7 protein-coding genes are annotated in these 19,886 nt (G+C 60.5%); 5 read left to right on the top strand and 2 right to left on the bottom strand.

The window, feature by feature from the left end:
• Nucleotides 1-4 precede the first annotated feature (4 nt).
• The 4 genes from L888_RS0108155 to L888_RS0108135 all read left to right on the top strand — a co-directional run bounded on the left by L888_RS0108155 (nt 5) and on the right by L888_RS0108135 (nt 13,979).
• Complete coding sequence (locus tag L888_RS0108155; protein WP_156924991.1) at nt 5-8,239, top strand: hypothetical protein; 8,235 nt, start codon at nt 5-7, stop codon at nt 8,237-8,239.
• A 46-nt stretch (nt 8,240-8,285) separates the two neighbouring features.
• Nucleotides 8,286-10,631, top strand: coding sequence for a fibronectin type III domain-containing protein (locus tag L888_RS0108150; protein ID WP_027952536.1), 2,346 nt, complete (start codon nt 8,286-8,288; stop codon nt 10,629-10,631).
• A 62-nt stretch (nt 10,632-10,693) separates the two neighbouring features.
• Nucleotides 10,694-11,353: an Ig-like domain-containing protein gene (locus L888_RS0108145; protein ID WP_005845620.1), complete on the top strand. Its 660-nt coding sequence runs from the start codon at nt 10,694-10,696 to the stop codon at nt 11,351-11,353.
• A gap of 556 nt (nt 11,354-11,909) precedes the next feature.
• On the top strand, nt 11,910-13,979 hold the full coding sequence (locus L888_RS0108135; protein WP_027952534.1) for a hypothetical protein: 2,070 nt from the start codon (nt 11,910-11,912) through the stop codon (nt 13,977-13,979).
• A gap of 241 nt (nt 13,980-14,220) precedes the next feature.
• Here the strand turns inward: L888_RS0108135 and pncB are convergent, their stop codons facing one another.
• Both pncB and L888_RS0108125 read right to left on the bottom strand, forming a co-directional pair.
• Nucleotides 14,221-15,432, bottom strand: coding sequence for a nicotinate phosphoribosyltransferase (gene pncB, locus L888_RS0108130; protein WP_027952533.1), 1,212 nt, complete (start codon nt 15,430-15,432; stop codon nt 14,221-14,223).
• A 357-nt stretch (nt 15,433-15,789) separates the two neighbouring features.
• Nucleotides 15,790-18,747 (bottom strand): carbohydrate binding domain-containing protein, encoded by a 2,958-nt coding sequence (locus tag L888_RS0108125; protein WP_027952532.1) that lies wholly within the window; start codon nt 18,745-18,747, stop codon nt 15,790-15,792.
• Nucleotides 18,748-18,954: 207 nt separating this feature from the next.
• On the opposite strand from L888_RS0108125, the gene L888_RS0108120 reads away from it, so the two are divergent.
• On the top strand, nt 18,955-19,848 hold the full coding sequence (locus L888_RS0108120; protein ID WP_005845612.1) for a DMT family transporter: 894 nt from the start codon (nt 18,955-18,957) through the stop codon (nt 19,846-19,848).
• Nucleotides 19,849-19,886: the final 38 nt, after the last annotated feature.

The raw sequence follows: 19,886 nt of genomic DNA, 5'->3' as shown, positions 1-19,886 counted from the left end.
CCATATGAAAGCACTACGCACCATAACAACACTGACCGCGCTCTTGCTGAGCCTCCTGAACCTCATGGCACAGGAGGTGACCGTCGTGGTAACCCCCGTCCAGCAGATACTGCCTCCGCAGGCAGCCCTGTATGTTTCAAACCCGGGACGCTACTTCAATGTGCAGATCACCAACAACACGCAGGAGGCGCAGAAGGTCTATCTGGGCCTCCAGGTGGAACAGGTGAACCCCTCCAGCGGCCTCTCCGTCTCCACGCCGCCCAAGCGGCAGCCCGAGCACCCCATCATCGTGCCCGCGGGCTCCATGCGGCAAATATCGCCCATCGAGCTGAAGACGATGTTCAACTACCTGCCCGCTTCGGAGATAGCCACCACCCCCGGACTCTTCACCGACTATCAGAATGGCGGCTTCGCCCTGCTGCCCGAGGGGCAGTACCAGGCCCATCTCACGGCCTACAAATGGGATCCCACGCTCTCCACGCCCGTCGTGGTGAGCAATCCCAACGGCGGCGTGTGCCTCTTCACCGTGTGCTACAAGGCGCAGGCGCCCGAGTTCCTCACCCCGCTCTCCACGTTCGGCGACGAATTGAGCGTGGCGCGGCTTAGTCCCCTCAACGCGCAGTTCACCTGGAAACAACCCACGGTGAACTGTGCCGGCATGCAGCAGTTCCGCTACTCGTTCCGCGTGGTCGAGCTCATGCCCGGACAGCAGCCCGACGACGCCATCGACAAGAACCCCACCGTCTATCAGGTCAACGGCCTCATGGCACCCACGTGCATCATCCCGATGAACGTCATCAAGACCAAGATGGATGCCACGCGCACCTACATCGCACGTGTGGAAGCCCGGCAGAGCAGCCTCGCGGCCACCATGCTCGACTACGTGATGATTGAGAACGAGGGCCGAAGCAACCTCAAGTTCTTCAACATCAGCCCGGACAAGAAGCCCGACATGGCCGTCACGCCGCCCGACTCCACCGACAACGACTCGGCACTCATCGCCGGAACCACCGGCAAGGGCAAGAAGATGACCGACTCGCTCTATGCCTTCCGCAACCCCACGCTGCTGGCGCCCACGTTCTACGACGAGTCGTCGCGCAAGGTATTCGTCGACAACGACATCCAGGTGAACTGGCGAAAGGCCTGGCACCTCGGCGGCGAGGGCACGCGCGCCGACACCGTACAGTTCAAGTACGAGGTGCAGCTCTTCAAGTCGCAGAACGGACAGGAGCGCGAAGCCGTGTTTGCCGAGAAGCCATTCTACACCGAGAAGACCGAACAACTGGTGCACACCGTGCACTGGGATGCCATCAAAGACTCCGTGGAGCCCGGCCAGGTCATCGTGCTGCGCGTGGTGCCCACAAGCCCCAACACGCCATCCATCGAGTTCATGGACGACAGCGTGAACGTGAAAGACTTCGCGCTCTCCACACGGCTGTCCCAGAAAATAGAGATTTGCAACAACGACATCTCCATCACCAACTTCACCCCCACCGGCAGTTCGGCCGCCGACCTGAAAGGCAAGACCGTGGGCATCGGACAGTTCCAGATGCTCCTCGACGAGGTGGAGCAGGTCAAGGGCAAGCAGCTCTTCAAGGGAAAGGGACACGTGGAGTGGAAGCCCGGAGGCGTCCGCACCATGATCTGCGTGAAGTTCGACTCGCTCAAGATCAACACCGACAACATTGTCATCGACGGAAAGGCCGTGACCTATCAGCGGCCCGAGGACAAGGTGGCCGATGACGAGGCCGTGCAGAAGATATTCTCAGACACCGGACTCGACAACCTCGTCGGCGCCAAGGGCCTCGGCGCCGCCAAGAACCTCGGCGAGAAAGTGCACATTGGCAAATACTATAACTACTATGCCAAGGGCAAGGCCATCTACGACAACTTCATGAAGGGCGAGATTCGCGATCTCTACCTGCCGTTGCAGATGCCGCGCAAGCTCGTCAACAAGGGCCCCATCGACGTGCAGATTGTCAGCATGACCTTTGCACCCGGCTACGCCACGATGAATTTGCTGGGCCTGTTCATGCTGCCCGAGAGCGAGGTTCTCAACGACAACATCCTCATCGTAGGCTCGCCGCGCGTCTGCATGGAGCCCGACCACGTGCTGCCACGGACCGGAGCCATGAGCCTGCTGGCCGATTTCAACATCCGCGACCCCAAGTCGGACTACGAGATGTGCTTCAAGGCACCCGAGGACGTGCTCAGTCCCACCAACGGCTGCTACATCACCTGGGGCAACGACACCCTCGGCGGGTTGTCGCTCGACCTCGACATGAAGATTCCCAACCTGAAGAAGGAAGAGGGCGGCAAGGTCACCGACCAGCTGCCCACGCTCAACATCCGCTCCTTCATCCGCGACTGGGAGGACTGGACGGCACAGTGCACCATGGAAACGTTCCAGTCGGAAGACATGCCCGGCTTCTCGTTCCAGCCCGGCGTCTTGCTCTACGACCACTCCCAGAAGAGCAACGCCTCCGGCATGGGCGCGTTCCCGGCCGGCTACGACAAAGGTAAGGCAGGAATTGCATCCGACAATGAGTGGCAGGGCCTCTACATGGGCAACCTCAGTCTCAAGTTCCCCAAGACATTCCAAATCACCAAGAACAGCGACAAGCGGCTGGCGCTCAACGTCAATTCGCTGTTCATCGACCGCTCGGGCATATCCCTCCAGCTCGCCGTCAAGGATCCGATCAACAACGGCAAGGGCGACAACGGGGCCACTGTGGGCGGTTGGGCCTTCACCATCGACAACATTACGCTGAACGTCACGCAGAACACCTTCACCAAGTTCGGCTTCGACGGCACGTTCGATGTGCCCCTGCTCGACGGAACCATCGGCTACCAGTGCGACATCTACAACCAGAAGACCATCGACAAGAGCCGCAGCGGCTATGCCTATATCTTTAAGGTGCAGGCCATCGAGAAGCTCAACATGGACTTCTTCCTGGCCAAAGCCAGCGTCGACCAGAAGCAGACCTACCTGCTCGTCGAGGCCGAGGACCAGCCTTCGGGCGAAACCAAGACGCGTGTGGAGCTCTGCGCCGGCGGCGACATCGACATCGGCGGCAAGGACTACCTCGAGAAACTGCTCAACAAATTGGGCAAGAAGATTCATCTGCCCATAGAAATCAGCCTGCCGGGCATCCACTTTGTCAACATGCGCGTGGCCAACTGCGCGCGCTGGAAGTCGACATACGTTGCAGAATTGCAGAAGGCGGCCGAAGCAGCGGCCAAGGCCAAGGGCTTCGGTCTGCTCGATAACGAGGAATACACTTTCGGCGATAGCGTAGCATCGCTCTACTTCGAGCGTGGCGCGTGGTCGCTGGCCTCGGCCGAGAAGAAGATAGGGCCTTTCACCTTTGCCCTCGACGACTTCTCTGCCAAGCAGGAGGACAAGCGCGTGGGCCTCGGCATCACGGGCCGCATCAATCTCTGCGACACCATCGTCTCCGCCAAGGCCAGCGTCACCATCTTTGCCGAAGCGGACGTGGCCAAGATGAACCTGTCCTACGACGAGACCAAGTTCAACAGCGCCTCCATCGACTGCAATTTCGGCGGCATGGTCACCCTTCATGGCAAGCTCGCTGTCTCCGATCGGCCCGACAAGGGTTACAGTGGAGAAATCAAAGTGGGCATCAAGGGGCTCTTCACAGCCACTGCCAATGGCGGATACTTCGAGCATACCAGCACCGGAGAGAACGACCGCAACTATACTTGGGGCTACTTCAGCCTGTACGTTGAAGGCAGCACCCCGCTTGGAACCAGCGGTGTCTTCCTCACCAACATCATGGGCGGCTTCTATTTCAACTGCGTCCGTCCGATGGATCCGGCCGACCCCAAGAACAGCCTCAACAACAAGCCTACGCCCCAATACGGCATCATCGGCATTGATTTGGGCACCGGCCTCTCGGCCGGCCCCGAAAAAGCGAGCATCGTGGAGGGCAAGTTTACGCTTACCGTGGTCTACGACAAAGAGCGCAACCGCCTCACCACCTTCCTCTTCACGGGCAATGCCAAGGCTCTGGCCGGCATGGTGGAGGCCGAGGTCACGCTGCATTACCAGAACGACGACCAAGACCAATACCTGCGCATCAACATCACGGCGGACGCCATGGCCGATGCTACCGAGATGGCCAAGAACGCTACAGGCGTGGACTTGGAGAAGATGAGCAAGGTGTCAGACAATCTGCAGGCCGTTCAGACGAAGCTGCACGGCAGTGCCGTGAAGATATTCAGCGGAGCCGAGGGCGGACTTGAGAACGCTATCGGCGATAAGAGCGGCGACACCGGCGGGGAGAAAGACAACACCCAGTCAGAAAAAGCCAAGGAGAATGCCAAAGATAAAGGCTTCAAAGCCTCGGCCGGAGCCACGATTTCCATCGAGTTTGCCGTCATTTTCAAGGAAAACGGCGTCAAACCGAAAAAGCCCTACTGGCACTTCTACCTCGGAGAGCCCGACCCGAGCAAGCGTTGCAAGTACCAATGGATCGACTTCAAGAGCAAAATCGTGTCGGTCAACATCGGAGCCGACGGCTATCTTTGCATCAGCAACCATGGATTGCCCGGCGAAGGGTTGCCGGAAATACCCAAAATCATCCGAGATTTCCTCACCGGCGGCTCGCGCGGAGCCGGCGTGCAGTCAGCATCAGAGGGAGAGGCCAACCAAGCACGCAGCTCTTCCATGGACAAATTCAACAAGGCCATAAATGAGGTCAAAGACGGTGCCGGCGTGATGCTGGGTGCCAGCATCTGGGGCTACATCGACGTGGACCTCGGCATTCTCTATGCCAACATGGGCGCCATTGCCGGCTTCGACGTGTGCCTACAGCGCGTCAATGGAGCCTATTGCACCAATATTGAGGGCGAGATTGGCTACAAGGGATGGTACGCCACCGGCCAGCTCTACGCCTACCTCTATGCCAAGATGGGTCTGCACATCGACCTGGGCTTCTGGGAAAAGAGGTTCGACATCATCGATGCCGGCTTGGGCGGCGTGCTCAAGTGCGGCCTGCCCCACCCGTCGTGGGCCGAGGGTGAGGCGCGCTGCAAGCTGCGCATGTTCGGCGGTCTGGTGAACATCAACAAGAAATACACTTTCGAGTGCGGCAAGGTCTGCAAGGTGTTCTACGGCAACGCCCTCGACAACTTCGAGCTCTTCGGCGGTTGCAGCATCGGCTACGACAACAAGAAGGAGGGCTGGGACAGCAAAAACAAGATTAGTCCGCGTCTCCAGAGCTTCACCTCTATAGAGACACAGGCCCTGCTCAACGCGCCCATCCGCGTGTTGGATATCACCGACGCCGCCGCGCTGCAGGATGAAAAGAAAGACTCCGCCACCATTGCCGCCCAGGCTTCCCGCACGTTCTACTTCAAGTTCTGGGGGACGGGCAACAACCAGGCAAAGGAGTACGCCGTGCTCTACGAGTACAAAACCCCCAATGAAAGCGGTGGTGAAAGAACAGTCATCACCGTGTACAACAACAATAAATCGGGCTACAGGTTCGACATGCAGCTTGCCCTGCAGCCGAACAAATACTACAAGCTCGTGCTCACCGGCGAGGCCAAGGAGGCCCGCAACGGCAGCCTACACGACCCGGAGACCTACGACAAGCAGCTCAAGAAGTATGTGAACAAGCCGTGGACCAACAGCAAGGAGTTCTTTTTCTGCACCGGGCCCAATACTCCCCTGCCCGAGATGCAACCCATCCAGAGTATAACCAGGATTGTGTTCCCCTCGGAAGACGGCCAACACCTGCCCACCAGGCGTGTCAATGCCTACGTCGACGACGTGAGGCGGCCCAACATCGCCCTGACCGACACCCGCTTCAAAGACCAGTGCTACAAGCATGGCACACTGATGTGGCAGCTGCTCGACGACAATGGCAGGGTACTCGAAGAGGTGGAGAACCTTTACCAGACGGGCAACAACAGCCTCAACATGATGCCCTCAATCCCGTTCAAGAATGTGACGGCCGGCAGAAACTACACCATCCGGCTGGCGTATGTCACGAAACGAACCGAGCAAATACGCACGGTGACCACCGAACGCGACACCGAAGTGGACTTCCTCGAAGACACCTACTCCCAGCAGGAGCTGGCCGAACAGGCGAAAGACATCACCGAACAGACGGGCGTGAAGCTGAGCAATGCCGACAAGCAGAACATCCGCGCTGCCGTGATGGCCAAGAAAGAAGACTTCCGACTGAAGCAAGGCACCGCCGATGAATTCTCTCTCTCCAAGGGCGACTTGGAGAAAATCGGGGACAAATTTACCGGCTCCATACTGGACGGCAAGCTGGAAAAAGACATCGGACGCGATGCCATCAGAGACCAGATTAAAGACCAAGCCAACATCAGAGACATCAAGGAAGGCGCTTTTGGCGGAATCGGAGGCGGCAAGGGCGGTGCTCTTGACGGAATCGGAGGCGGCAAGGGCGGTGCTTTTGGCGGAATCGGAGGCGGCAAGGGTGGTACTCTTGGCGGAATCGGAGGCGGCAGCTTGGGTGGAGGCCGAGGCGGCAAGGGCGGTACCTTGGGCGGAGGCCGTGGCCCGCTCGGTGGCAACACCGGCGGCGGCAAGATTGGAACCGTGACCTCGCCCTCGCTCAGCCACAACTACGGCTCGACGGGCAACCTGACGCAAGGTGCCATCTTCTCGACAACCACCAGCCCGGTGCTCTCCGGTGCCGGCGGCAACAAGCTCGACTTGGGCAACAAGAGCGGCATGAACATGATGGGCAAGGGCAGCGGCATGGAAAGCCACATGAAGGCCAGCATGCCCAAGGGCAGCGAGATGCGCCACCTCATCCGCCCGCTGGTCGACGAAGAACGCGGCCCCATGACCCCGCAGAACAAAAACAGCAAGCCGGGCACGGTGAAGGTGAGCTACAGGGACACCACCATCGTCACAACCCGAGAAGTCTTCTCCATGCAGGTGCATACCGTCGACGGGGACTGGAAGACGGGTAACCTGGAATACTCCAAGCCTTTCGTCAGCTACTGTCTCGACAACGTTTGGTGGAAGGGTTCTGCCATGTCGCGAGACTACACCGACAAGAACATCACCATTGGCGGCACGAGGCTGAAGAATGTCACGAAGGATGAAAATCTGTACCTATGGGACGGAGTAAGGGCCTACCTGCACGATCCCTATGCTTACTTCGCCTATCTGGGCAACGTGGCTTTCCTTGGCGGCATGAAGATTAAGTGCACACGCCTCAATATCAATAATGTCACAACCAGCCAATCGCTCATCTACACCACGCCCATAGGCAAATGGGAAGGCATGTACAGGTTGTTCCAGGCAGCAAAAGAAGAGTACGAAGAGGCTAAAAACAAGTGGGTGAAAAGCACCGGGCCCATCCTCCATACCTCCGGCAAGAAAAAGAACAAACCCTACAATGCCAAGGAAATGGGAGAATATTACGAAAAGTGTTTTCCGCGTCCGAACACCGATAACTTCAGCACCGTGAGCGATGCCTACCCCATCTTGCAGCGCATGGGGCTCTACGACCGTGACGCACGAGGCAACCACCCGCAGTACTCGCTCTATCCGCTGCACCGCTGGGGAGAAGTGAACGTGCAGAAAGCAGACGACGCCTACGAGTTGAAGTACACCCCGGACCCCAATGACCGCATCAAGGTGAGTCATGCTCTGCGATTGATGGCTGCGCCCTATTGGTTGGCGCGTGACTTGTCGAGGACCATCTCGTCTCAAGCGGATGACGTCAGTACCGAAGCAGGCAAGGGCAAAGATTTCACAGGACGGGCAAATGGGGTAGGAGATTGGGTGGATATACACGACGGTGTCTACTTCAAGAGCATCTATGACCCCGGGGAAAACCAAATCCACTCTGATGAAAACAGGGGCAACTGGTCTACCCAACTGGGCTGGTCGGCCGTCGAGATACCGTGGTATCAGTTTGCCATCGCCTGGGGCGGGACAGAGGACAACTCCGACAGCAAGAAGAAGGTGACCCTGCACAACACCACACCGCTCGGCCACTCCGATTGGCGGGTGCACAGGGAGGTGTCGCAAACGATATGGGACAGGCTCAATAAGTGGGAGTTCACCCATAAACAGATGACCCAGAGCGCACGGTACATGAAGCGCGCCACGTTCACCATCTATCGCGTCGGGGCCTACAACACCCAAAACTTCACACTATTCCCCCTCTATGACATCCAGGAAATAACCATCGACGACCCCATGAAGGGCATCGTCTATTAGCCGGCGGTCCTCCCCCTCCACTCATGCAACCTCAAAGGAAAGACTTATGAAGACAACCAGACATATCATCGCAATGGTGCTCGGGCTGATGGCCGTCACGGCCTGGGCACTGGCCCCGGCCGGACCATCGGCCGGCGGCCCCCGCCACAGTGGCCAGACACCCGCCGGCAGCCCCGCCGCGGGCGGCATGGCCGCCGACAGCCTCGTGGACGACACGCTCGACATGGCCGACATCGAGCCCGACTCGGCCTCGCTGCGCCTCATGGAAGAGATACGCCGGCAGGTGCGCGACTCGCTGGCCCAACGGGTAGACGGCACGAGCCTGTCCACGATCAACATGTTCATCCGCAGCTACCCCGACAGCGTGGTGCTGCGCTGGGCCCCCGAGGACTACGTGTCGTGGAAACACCTGAACCGCGTGGGCTACAACGTGTTCCGTGAGTGGCGTGAGGGCAACGAGCTGCACTTCGACACGCTGGCCCTGGCCCTGAAGCCGCTGACACAGGACCAAATGCAGGCCAAGTATGCCGAGGAAGACTCGCTGGCCATGATGGTGATGGGCCTGATGTACGGCGTGGGCGGGCTGAAAGTGTCCGACATCAAGTACGAGCCGGGCTCCATGGGCTCGCTGCTGGCCCTGCACGACGACCAGCAGACCACCTTCGGCTTTGCCGTGCTGCTGAGCGAGTGGCGGCGCGACCTGGCCGAGGACATGGCCCTGCGGCTGGTGGACCGCCAGGTGAAGAAAGGACGCAAGTACAACTACATTGTGCAGGCCGTGGAAAACGACACGGTGATGGGCATGTACTTCAAGTCGGCCTACATCGAGGGCGTGGAGACCTTCCCCTACAAGGCGCAGCCTCTCGAGGTGACCCTCGAGGACTCTGTGGTGGAGAACAACACGGTGCACCTGCGTTGGAAGAACGACCTTTACTCGTGCTTCGAGGTGGAGCGGCGGCGCAAGGGCGCAGGGGCGTGGACACGGATTACCGAACGCCCCTACATGCCCATGCCCGAGGCCGACCTTCAGGAGTCGGCGTGCCTCTACAACGACGGCCCGCTGGAGCCCGGCACCTACGAGTACCGGGTGCTGGGACACGATGTCTTCGGCGACCTGACGCTGCCCAGCCCGGTGCACGAGGTGCACGTGGGCGACAACGTGCCGCCGGCGCCGCCGGTGCTGCGGGACATCTTCATCGAGCGTCCCGACAACGACCCCTCGGCGCGCGTGCTGGCCCACATCCGCTGGAGCAAGGACACGCTGGAGAGCGACTTCGTGGGCTTCATGCCGCTCTACTACAACGAGCGCGTGAACGGCACGGAGTGGAAGCCGCTGTGCGAGAAGCTGCTCGCCCCCACCGACACCAGCTGCACGGTGGACGTGACGGGACTGCCCACGGGCATGCTGGTCATCGCGGCCTACGACGAGGCCGACAACGTGACGGCCACCATCCCCTACCAAATCCGCATCACCGACATGAAGGCGCCCGAGCCGCCCGTCAACTTCACGGCCACCGTGAGCCGCATGGGCGTGGCCACCCTCACCTGGGACCAGCCCGCGTCTGACGACGTGGCCCACTACGACCTCTACTTTGCCAACGACACCACGCACCAGGCCACGCAGCGCAACAACGGCACGCTGACCGACAACTTCTATCAGGACACGCTGGCCCTCGACGTGAACCAACGCTACATCTACTATAAGGTGCGGGCCGTGGACTACTCGTCGAACATCGGGCAGTTCACGCCGTGGCTCCAGGTGGAACGCCCCTCGCTGGTGCCGCCCTCGGTGTGCCATCTGGACTCGGCGTGGAACGACGAGCAGGGCATACACATGAACTGGGCCATCGGCCGCGACGCCGCGCTCGACTTCCACAACATCTACCGGCGGCTGGCGGGCGAGCCTGAATGGCACCTGCTCGACATCATCTACCAGGCCGACATCCTGGCCACGGGCGACACGGTGATGGCACTGTGCGACAACCCGGGCTACAACCGCCGGCGCAGGTACGAGTATGCCGTGGAGTCGTTCAACAACACGGGCATCAGCAGCGGCATGAGCCTGGCCTTCTCCACCCTGTACAAGGGCCCCGACGTGATCGACGTGCCGGTGAAACTCATGGGCACCTACGAGTCCAAGGGCGGCGAGACGCGCCTGGCCTGGGACGCCAAGCCGCCGCAGGACGAGGGCGACTACTACTACTGCGTGTACCGCCGCGCCCAGGACGACGACATCTTCCGCTTCCTTATCTCGACCAAGGCCGACGACCCGTCGCTGATCGACTACAACACGCGGCGGGGCCAGGAGGCCGAATACTACGTCATCGTGAAATTTGCCGACGGGCGCACCAGCCAGCCCTCCAACGTGGTGAGGGTGAAGGCTGCGCTGTGACCCCCGCGCCCCGGCACCACCCACCCGCCACCACCATCACCCACCCGCAAGAAGACAGCGATATGAAGACAAAGACTTGGATATACAGCCTGCTGGCCGTCACCGCACTGAACTCGTGCGGGCAGCTGTTCGACTTTGAAGACAACGGCACCGTGGACACGGCCACCATGACGCTCGACCGGCACGAGCTGACGCTCATGATGGGCGACAGCTACGTGCTGCGGCCCAAATTCGTGCCCGACTCGGTGTCGAACGAGGAGATATACTGGTCGTCGGACGCCGAACACATCGTGAAGCTGCGCAACGACACGCTCGTGGCCCTCATGCCGGGCCGCTGCACGGTGACGGCCCTCTCGGTGCAGCGCCGGCTTACCGACCAGTGCGTGGTGAACGTGCAGCACCGCTGGGCGTTCAACCCCGTGGGCTACCGCTACGACATGGTGGTCTACGCACGCATCACCGTGGGCGGCCAGCCCCTGGGCGACCGCTACATGGTGGCGGCCTTCTGCGGGGAGGAGCTGCGCGGCGTGGCCGTGCACCGCGAGCAGCAGGGCGTGGGCTACGAGGAACTGCGCATCTACAGCAACCGGCCCGAGGGCGAAACCATCTCGTTCAGGGTCTACGACCGCAGCACGGGCATCGTGGGCCCGCTCCCCGGGAGTATGAGCTTCGACGGGGAGGCCCACGGGAGTCTGGGGAATCTCGTGGCTCTCGGAAGTTGAGAACGCTGTGCTTGCCCACGCAGGGCAGCTTCTTCGCCGCACGCAGAGCCCTTTTCTTGCCGCACGCAGAGGCGCAGAGTTTGAGAGGTTTCTCCAAAAACTCCCTCCCCTCCAAGACTCTGCGGAAAGAAAAGAAAAAGGAAACTCCAAAGACTCTGCGGCTCTGCGTGAGGAAAGAAAAAGGAAACTCAAAAGACTCTGCGCCTCCGGGGTGGAGAAACAAGAGCATAAAAGAGCCTATAGAGCCCTACCTTGCCCACCAAGAGACTTTACTTGCCACACGCAGGGACTTTCCTTGCCACACGCAGGGACTTTCCTTGCCGCACGCAGAGGCGCAGAGTTTGAGAGGTTTCTCCAAAAACTCCCTCCCCTCCAAGACTCTGCGGAAAGAAAAGAAAAAGGAAACTCCAAAGACTCTGCGGCTCTGCGTGAGGAAAGAAAAAAGGAAACTCCAAAGACTCTGCGGCTCTGCGTGAGGAAAGAAAAGACACCGCGTGAAAAGAAAAAGAAAGCACCGCGTGAAAAAAGAAAGAATGAACGAAGAAAGACAACGACTATGCGCAAGAACATTCTCTTATTGATGGCTCCGCTGCTCGTATTCTGCCTGTCGGCGTGCAGCCTCTACTTCGACGAGCAGAGCTTGCCGGAGGAGCAGCAGGGTGTGGGTCAGGAGGCCCACAGGAACGACAGCACCACCCAGGTGGACTACGAATACCAGCCCGGCGTGGTGAAGCTCACCACGGCCCGCGGGGCGTATCTGGTGATGGTGGAGGCCGACACGGTGCTCTACTTCATGGACTCCACCCCCGAGGACATGCAGCTGCGTGAGGGCAACCTCGTGAGCTGCGGACGCACGGAGAAACTGCCCAAGGGGGTGAACGGACGCGTGGAGCAGGTGCAACGGGCCAACGGCATGCTGCGATGCACCGTGACAAGGGTGCCGCTGAACGAAATCTTCAAGACACTGAAAGTGGAAATGCACGGCAAGGCGCAGTGGCAGGAGGCCGACCTCGTGGACGAGCAGGGCAACCCTGTGGCCCCGGCCAAGGGCACGAGGGCCAATGACTTCAACAAGAGCCTGTACAAGATGGACTGGAAATTCAACATCGAATCAGACTCGAAGGGCAAGGCGTCGGCCAAGTATGCGCACAACGGCAAGACCACCGACGTGAGCATTCCCGCCAACCTGAGCAGCCTGATGGGCAAGGCCGACTTCAACTTCGAGGTGGGGGCACAGACGGAAGAGACGGTGAACGTGTCGGTAGACATCAACAGTCCCTCGGTGAAGTGCTACATCGAAGAGAAGTCTTCCATCGCGGTCAAGGCCCACGTGGGCAAGGACTACAAGAAGGACAGCCTCGTGGTGCTGGAGAAATATCCCGAGGGCAAGCGGCTGCGGCTGCTCGACTCGCCCGTGGCCATCGACCTGATCTACGGCGTGGGCTCGGCGCTCAACCTGGATCTCTCGTCGAAAGTTACGATGGAGAGCGGCGTGGAATCGCACCGCAAGCTGGGCTTCGAGTATGTGAACAAGAAGTTCGACTTCATCAACGAGAACCTCACGCCCGACCAGGATGTGTTCAAGAAGCTGGATGTGACGGGCTCCTCGACCACATCGGTCAAGGCCCTGGCCACGGTGGGGCTCGACATAGGCGGCTACGTGACGGGCTCGGTCAAGGGCACGGTGACCACGGGACTGGAGACGGCACTGACGCACGCGCAGTTTGGCAGTGACACGCTGCAGCTGAACGACAAGAACTACGTGCGCCTCTTCGTGGCCGCAGGGCTCGACGCCGAGGCGAAACTGAAGTTCAAGGGCATCTCGCTGCCCTCGTACACCAAGCACCTGGCGGAGAAAGAGCTGTTCAGCAAGAAGTGGCCGCTCTTCCCCCGCCTGATTGACCTCACGGTGTCGCCGCGCGACGCCTCGGAGAGCAAGGTGTCGTATGACGGGCAGGTGACCGTGAACAGCGGCCTGATGGCCAAGCTGGGGGCCGACATCCGCCCCTTCCTGCGCCTCTACAACGGCGACAAGTATGCCGACTTCCTGCCCACCGAGACCTCGCCCCAGACGGTGACGGGCGACGGCAGCAACCGTTTCGCTTTCGCCATTGCCGACCGGGACAAGGACGCGAGCTTCGAGGCGGTGCCGGGACTCATCTATGCCGATCGCAAATATCTCTACAGCCGCAAGGAGTTTGCCCAGCCGGTGTCGGCGGCAGACGTGGGCATCGCGCTGATGAACTACACGCAGCTCTACGGCGACAAGAACCTGACGACGGACAACAGCTTTGCCCATGAATACATCTTCAACATCGACGCCAAGGTGCTGGGCGGGGCGAAGCTGGCCAGCTGGGGCATCGCCGTGAAGATGCTCAACCGCAAGGGCAAGACCATCGGCACGAAGGACTACGACGTGAGCAAGAACAGTTCGGGCACGTACACCGTGCGCTTCACGCTCTTTGCCAGCGCCGACCCCACGTGCACGGTGCGCCTGCAGCCCTACGCCAAGACCACGGACGACAAGGAGCTGCGGTTCTGCGAATACGAATTCACCCTTGACAACCCGGCCGAGAACCGCCTGGGCGAGGGCAAGGACGCCGACGTGACGCTGGGCGCAGAGTAGCCTCGGCGCCGCTCCGGGCCGTGGGCCGCGGGCCGCGACAAGGCACGGCAAAGGCCGCAACAGACCCATGGGGAATCTGTTGCGGCCTTTTCGTGTGACGATGGCGGCGCCATCGCGCGGCCGTCGCGGCGCAATCGCAAGGCGTTTATGCCGTCATCGCGCGGTGATGACGGCGCAAACGCGGGGCCGTTACGCCGTCTTCTTTTGGGGCTTGTGCGGGTATGGGCCGCAGCGGCCGGCGTCAGCGGCCGGCGTCCCAGTGCAGCGCGTCCATGAAACGGCGTATCACCTCGGGGCGGCCGGTGTGCTTGCCGTCGTCCTCGGAGAGCTTGCAGGTGTCGTTGTAGAAAGGCCACGCCTCGGTAATCTTCACGGCCACGAGCTTGATGACGGTGTTCATCGGGACAACGCCCGGGAAGTCGTTGGTGAAATGGGTGCCTATGCCGTAGGAGGGCTGGCACAGCCGGCTGGCATATTGCTGGATGGCGATGGCATCGTCGGTGGTGAGGGCGTTGGAGAAGATGACCTGCTTGGTGAGGGGATCAATGCCCAGCGAGCGGTATTTGTCTGCGATTTTTTGCAGCTGCTGGCGGTTGTCGCCGCTGTCGATGCGGAGTCCCTTGAAGAGGTTGGCAAAGTCCTCGGAGAAGTTCAGGGCAAAGATGTCCCAGCCGAAACTGTCGTAAAGATAGGTGCCGAGGGCCCCGCGGAAAGTGTTGCGCCAGGCGTTCATGGCCAGGTGGTTGGCCATCTGGGGGCCGAACATGCCGCCGATGGCGCACACGAACTCATGGGCCATGGTGCCCACGGGCATGATGTTGTGCTTCATGGCCAAGTAGACGTTGCTCGTGCCCACCAGCTTGCCCTTGTGTCCGCGGGCGGCGGCGCAGTCGCGCAGGGCGCGCACCACGGTGTCCTCGGCCTCGAACGAGGCGCGGCGGCGTGTGCCGAAGTCGGAGAACACGCAGCCGGCGTCGAGCAACCGCTCGGCCTTACGGTAGGCCCGGCGGTAGTAGTCGGCGTAGTCGAACTGCCGGTCCTGCCCGGTCACGATGTAGTAGAGCTCGGAGACGATGGCCAGCACCTTCACCTCGAGCAGGATGGTGTCGGACCAATTGCCCTCGAAACCGATGTGCAGGTGTCCCTCGTCGTCCTGCCTCACGTCGACCCACTCGGAGCGATAACGGAATCCTTTCATGTAGGTGTAGAACCAATTGGGAATGTAGTAGCACTTGCTGCGCATGAAAGCAATCTCCTCATCGGTCATCACCACCTGCTCCAGCATCCTGACCTGCTCCCTCACGAGCTCGGCAAAGCCCGGGGGATAGACGGTGTTGTTGCGGTCCACAAAGGTGTAACGCACCTGCGCCCGCGGGTAATTGTCGATGACGGCGCAGCACATCGAGAACTTGTAGAGGTCGTCGTCCGTGAAATGATTGATAATCTGTCTCATATCTTCTTTGATGATTAGCGGGGAAAGAGGGGGTGAGAGGCTCTTGGCAGGGCCTGATGACCAGGGACAGGCATAGGCCTGGATGGGTTCTTATAGGCTTTGATAGGCTCTTATAGGCCAGTGATAGGCTTTAATAGGCACTTATAAGAGCCTATCCCCTCCTCTCCTATCAAGGCCTATCGGTGCCTATCAAGGCCTATCACTGCCTCCCCCTCCGTGCAAAGGTACGAAAAAAGCCCCACACCGTTTGGGTGTGGGGCTCTTTTTTCGGCTTCATCCTGCTTTCCGGGAGACATATCCCCCTGCAGAATGGCTGCTTGTCCACCGTCAGGCAACAGCTTGCCCGCCCTCGGGCGGCTACTTGTTCACAATCACTTTCTTGCCGTTGATGATGTAGATGCCACGGGGCAGGCCCTCGGCGCGGTCGGAAACCCGCTGGCCGGCGAGGTTGTAGACACCCTGCACGGCGGGCTTCGCGGCCTCGTTCACCGACACGCCCCGGACAGCCGTCACAAGACCGTCGAAGCAGGACTCGGCGCGCTTCAGCGTGAGCAGGGCCTTGACCTGCAAGGCGGCTTTCTCGGCAGCGGCATCCTTGTTGGTGATGTAGCGGTGCTCGGCGGTGCCGGCCGTCTCGTCGGCGGGCTGATAGCCCACGTAGGTCTGGAGGAACGGAGCCTTCACCGTGGAGCTCAGGGCGTAGGCCGGCGTCTGGCCGTCCACGGCGCTCTGTGCGGCCAGCACGGCATTGCGCAGGGCCTTCACCGTGTCGCTGGTCAGTGCGGCGTGGGCATCGAGCGAGGCCTTGGCGGTAGCCATCTCGTCTTTCAAGGCCGTCTCCAGGTCGGCAGCGTAGACAGCGAAATCGCCGCAGTAGCGGATGCTGTTGCTGCCAAACTGATAGGTGTTGAGACCGCCGACCGCAGAGGCGTTCTGCAGACCGTCGAAACCAAACTGTACGTCGGTGGGCGTGTCGTCGATCTTGTTGTACACCACCGTGAAATACTGCGGCGTGTTGCCGCCATAGCCCAGCGAGTCGACGAAGTTACGGTTGGTGTGCAGGGAGATGACGGCGATGGAGTCGGCCGACTCGGCAGCCTTCACGAAATAGTATGCGCGTGAATCGGTGGTCTCGTCGCCGTCGCGGCTGCCATTTTCGTTGTAGCCGAACCACTGACAAGCGAAGACATAGGCACCGGCATGGGTCAAAGTGACGTTCTGCACCACCTTGTTCTTGCTGTAAGCCGTGTAACCACGCCACATCTGAATGTTGCGCACGGCGTCGAAGTGGTCGTTCTTGCCGAACTTCCAGCGGCCGTTGTCGGTCTGCGAGCCGGAAGTGTCCCAGCCGGAAGCGTTGCCCGACTCGAAGCTGGCGTTCTTAACGGTCACCTCAGAGGGGTTGGCATAGCTGGCCGTAGTGGCCTCAAAGTTGGACACGGCGGTGTTGAGCGCAGCCACTTGGGCGGCCGACTTGGCGGGGTCGCCCTCCAAAGAGTCGGCCTGTGCGGCGAAGACGGCGATGAGAGCGTTGGCCTCGGCGAGCTCATTCTTCAGGGCAGCGCGCGTGGCGGCCGATGCCTTGGCATTCTTGGGGTCGTCGAAGCTGGCCTGAGCCACGGCCGTGGCAGAGACGAGGGTGGTGTAGGCCTTGTTTGCGGCATGGTAACCGTCGATGAAACCACGCATGTTGCGCATCACCTCCAGCAGCGAGTCGGCCACGGTCACCATGGTGCCGTCGCCCGCGGCCGACGGCAGCTCGGTGGTGGACTCGGTGCCCTCCAGCGTGGTGTAGTCGGCAGCACAAGCCTCGATGCCCGCCCGCAGGGCTGCCTTGCCCCAAGGATAGTCGGACAGGGAAACCACCACACGGGCAGAATCAATCATGCGCTTGGCGGCCTCCAGCTGGATGGCCTTGGCATTGTCCTGCACGAACTTGGCGATGTCGGCCTTGGCCGTGGGACTGATGAGACGGAGCACGGGGTTCTTGTAGTTGAACTGACCGCCGTTGTCCATGGCCTGATGGATGACGCCCACGTTGACATTCAGCTCGTTGGGCGTGACGGGCGCGTCGAAGTCCTTGACGATAAAGTAGGTCTGGTAGTCGCGGGCGCTCAGCGTCTCGGCGGCCAGCGTGTCGGTGCCGGCAAAGATGCGGCTGGTCACGGGCTGGTCGTAGTTGACGGTGTAGTAGGAATTGTTGACCTTGGTCTTGAAGTAAGCATAGCCCTGGGCGTCGATCTGGAAGAGGTATTTGCCGGCGGGCAGTGTCTTGTGAATGCCGGCATAGCCTGCGGGCAGCGCATAGTTGCCGGGGAAGGAGGAGTTGATGTAGTCGGCATCCTCGGGCTGATGGAACCAGCGGCCCGAGCCGCCCACGTACCAGTCGCCGTAGTTGCCGCCGCCTTTCTGAATCTTGGTGCCCCACAAGGCGCGCGAGGAGATGTCGCCGCCAGCCACCAAGTCATAGGAGTTGGCGTCGAGATAGTTCTGCTCCGCGCCCACCATGGAAGCCACAAAGTCGGTCATGACCTGCATGTCGTCGAAGTTGATGCCCAGCGGGTCGCCGCTGTTGGCAGCCAGACAGGCCTCAAGCCCCTCGACGAGTCCCTGCAACTCCTCCTTGCCCTCGGGCAGTTCGGCCAGGGCGAGGAGCTTCTTGTCGTAGGCCAGCTTGCGCTCGAGGATGCGCGTGTCGTAGACCTGGGCCACCTCGTGAACCTCAATGTCGGTGACCTGCGCCCCGACGTCGAGCCGTCCGATGGCAATCTGGATGCCGCCTACAGAGCCGCCGGTCACGGTGTCGGTGAAAGCAAACGACACGTCTGTCCACTGATTGGCGGGGATACCCGTCGTGGTGGCCACCTGCTGGAAGCGTGCAGCGGTCTTGCTCGACGAGAAGTCGGCATTGGCAAACACGTCGATATAGTTCTGTGCAGTGCTCGTCACGCTGGTGGTGACGGCCGCCGGCATGTAAACCTTCATGGAAACCACGTAGGTTTTGCTGGCCTCGAAAGGCACCGACTGGAAGATATAGGCACCCTCTGCCCCGTCGGCGTTGTTCAGACTCTGGAGTGCATTTTGCCCGTTGGGGCCAGCACCGGTCTCCACCGACCAGAAGTCGGGGGCCACAGCGGCACCGGCCAGATTGGTCCAGGAGCTGTAATTGCCGGCAAAATTGCCGTTGGCAATCAGGTTCTCTCCCACAACCTTGTACTTGGCATCGGAGGTAAAGATGTAGTCGTTCACGTTGTAGGCCAACGCAGAGACGGCCATCACACCCGCAGCCAACGATAGAAGTAATCGTTTGTTCATAGATGTTTTGTTATTTAATGATGTAAAACTATACGCTTGGATAGGTTCTTTGTCTTTAAGCCAGTGGCAAAAATACACATTAATTGTATCTCTTGCAAAGGAAAATCCGGCCAAAAACGCCGAAAAGGGCCTTTCTGTCAAAAATCAAAGACGATTGACAAAATCGAAAGGCAACGGGAATGCGGAATTATCACTACCTTTGCCCGCATGATGGAAAAAAAGAAACTCGAGGGCCACGCCGCCGTGCTGCTGGCCAATACAATCTTCGGGCTCGGCGTGCCCGTGACCAAACTGCTGCTCGACGACTGGGTGTCACCCATGGCCTACATGGCCACACGGTGCATCGGGGCGGCCGTGATTTTCTGGCTCATCTCGCTGTTCATGCCGCGCGAGCGGGTGGAACGGCGCGACCTCATGGTCATCATGGGAGGCGGGCTGCTGGGCTTCGTCGTCTCGCAGACGCTCACCGCCTGGGCGCTCAACTTCACCAGTCCCGTGTATTTCAGCCTCATCGCCACGCTCACACCGGTGGCGACGATGGTGTGTGCCGCGCTACTCATCGGCGAACGACTGACGGGCCGCGGCGTGACAGGCGTGGCGATTGGCGTGGGCGGCGCGCTGCTCATGGTGCTGACGGGCTGGCAAGGCGGCAGCGGCAGCAACGATTTGATGGGCATCGGACTGGCCTTGCTGAGCCTGCTCACGTGGGCCCTGTACCTCATCGTCACGCGGTCGGTCTCGGCCAAGTACAGTGCCGTGACGCAAATGAAGTGGGTGTTTCTGGTCTCCACGGTGGCGGTGCTGCCTTTCTCGTGGGGCGACCTGCAGGGGGCCACGCTCTACAGCGGCGGCTGGCAGTGGAGCGGGGTGCTGGAAATGGCGTTCATCGTGGTGTTTGCCACGGTGGCCGGCTTTTTCGCCATCCCCTTTGCCATGCGCCATCTGCGTGCCACCACGGTGAGCATCTATACCAACCTGCAACCCATCGTGGCCTCGCTGGTGGCCATCGGGCTGGAGCAGGACGTGCTTACCTGGGACAAACCAGTGGCCTTGGCCCTTGTATTGCTGAGCGCATACATCGTCACGACTGCCTCCAAATAGGAGCCAGCCCCGGGAGGAGGCGTTTCCTGCTCACGCGA

The organism is Hallella seregens ATCC 51272, assembly GCF_000518545.1.
Lineage (GTDB): Bacteria > Bacteroidota > Bacteroidia > Bacteroidales > Bacteroidaceae > Prevotella > Prevotella seregens.
This window is presented reverse-complemented; position numbering and strand designations above follow the sequence as displayed.

What these genes read in the sequence shown, in the direction of transcription:
- L888_RS0108125 (WP_027952532.1), bottom strand. Translation starts at nt 18,747, where the DNA reads ATGAACAAACGATTACTTCTATCGTTGGCTGCGGGTGTGATGGCCGTC.
- L888_RS0108150 (WP_027952536.1), top strand. Translation starts at nt 8,286, where the DNA reads ATGAAGACAACCAGACATATCATCGCAATGGTGCTCGGGCTGATGGCC.
- pncB (WP_027952533.1), bottom strand. Translation starts at nt 15,432, where the DNA reads ATGAGACAGATTATCAATCATTTCACGGACGACGACCTCTACAAGTTC.
- L888_RS0108155 (WP_156924991.1), top strand. Translation starts at nt 5, where the DNA reads ATGAAAGCACTACGCACCATAACAACACTGACCGCGCTCTTGCTGAGC.
- L888_RS0108120 (WP_005845612.1), top strand. Translation starts at nt 18,955, where the DNA reads ATGATGGAAAAAAAGAAACTCGAGGGCCACGCCGCCGTGCTGCTGGCC.
- L888_RS0108145 (WP_005845620.1), top strand. Translation starts at nt 10,694, where the DNA reads ATGAAGACAAAGACTTGGATATACAGCCTGCTGGCCGTCACCGCACTG.
- L888_RS0108135 (WP_027952534.1), top strand. Translation starts at nt 11,910, where the DNA reads ATGCGCAAGAACATTCTCTTATTGATGGCTCCGCTGCTCGTATTCTGC.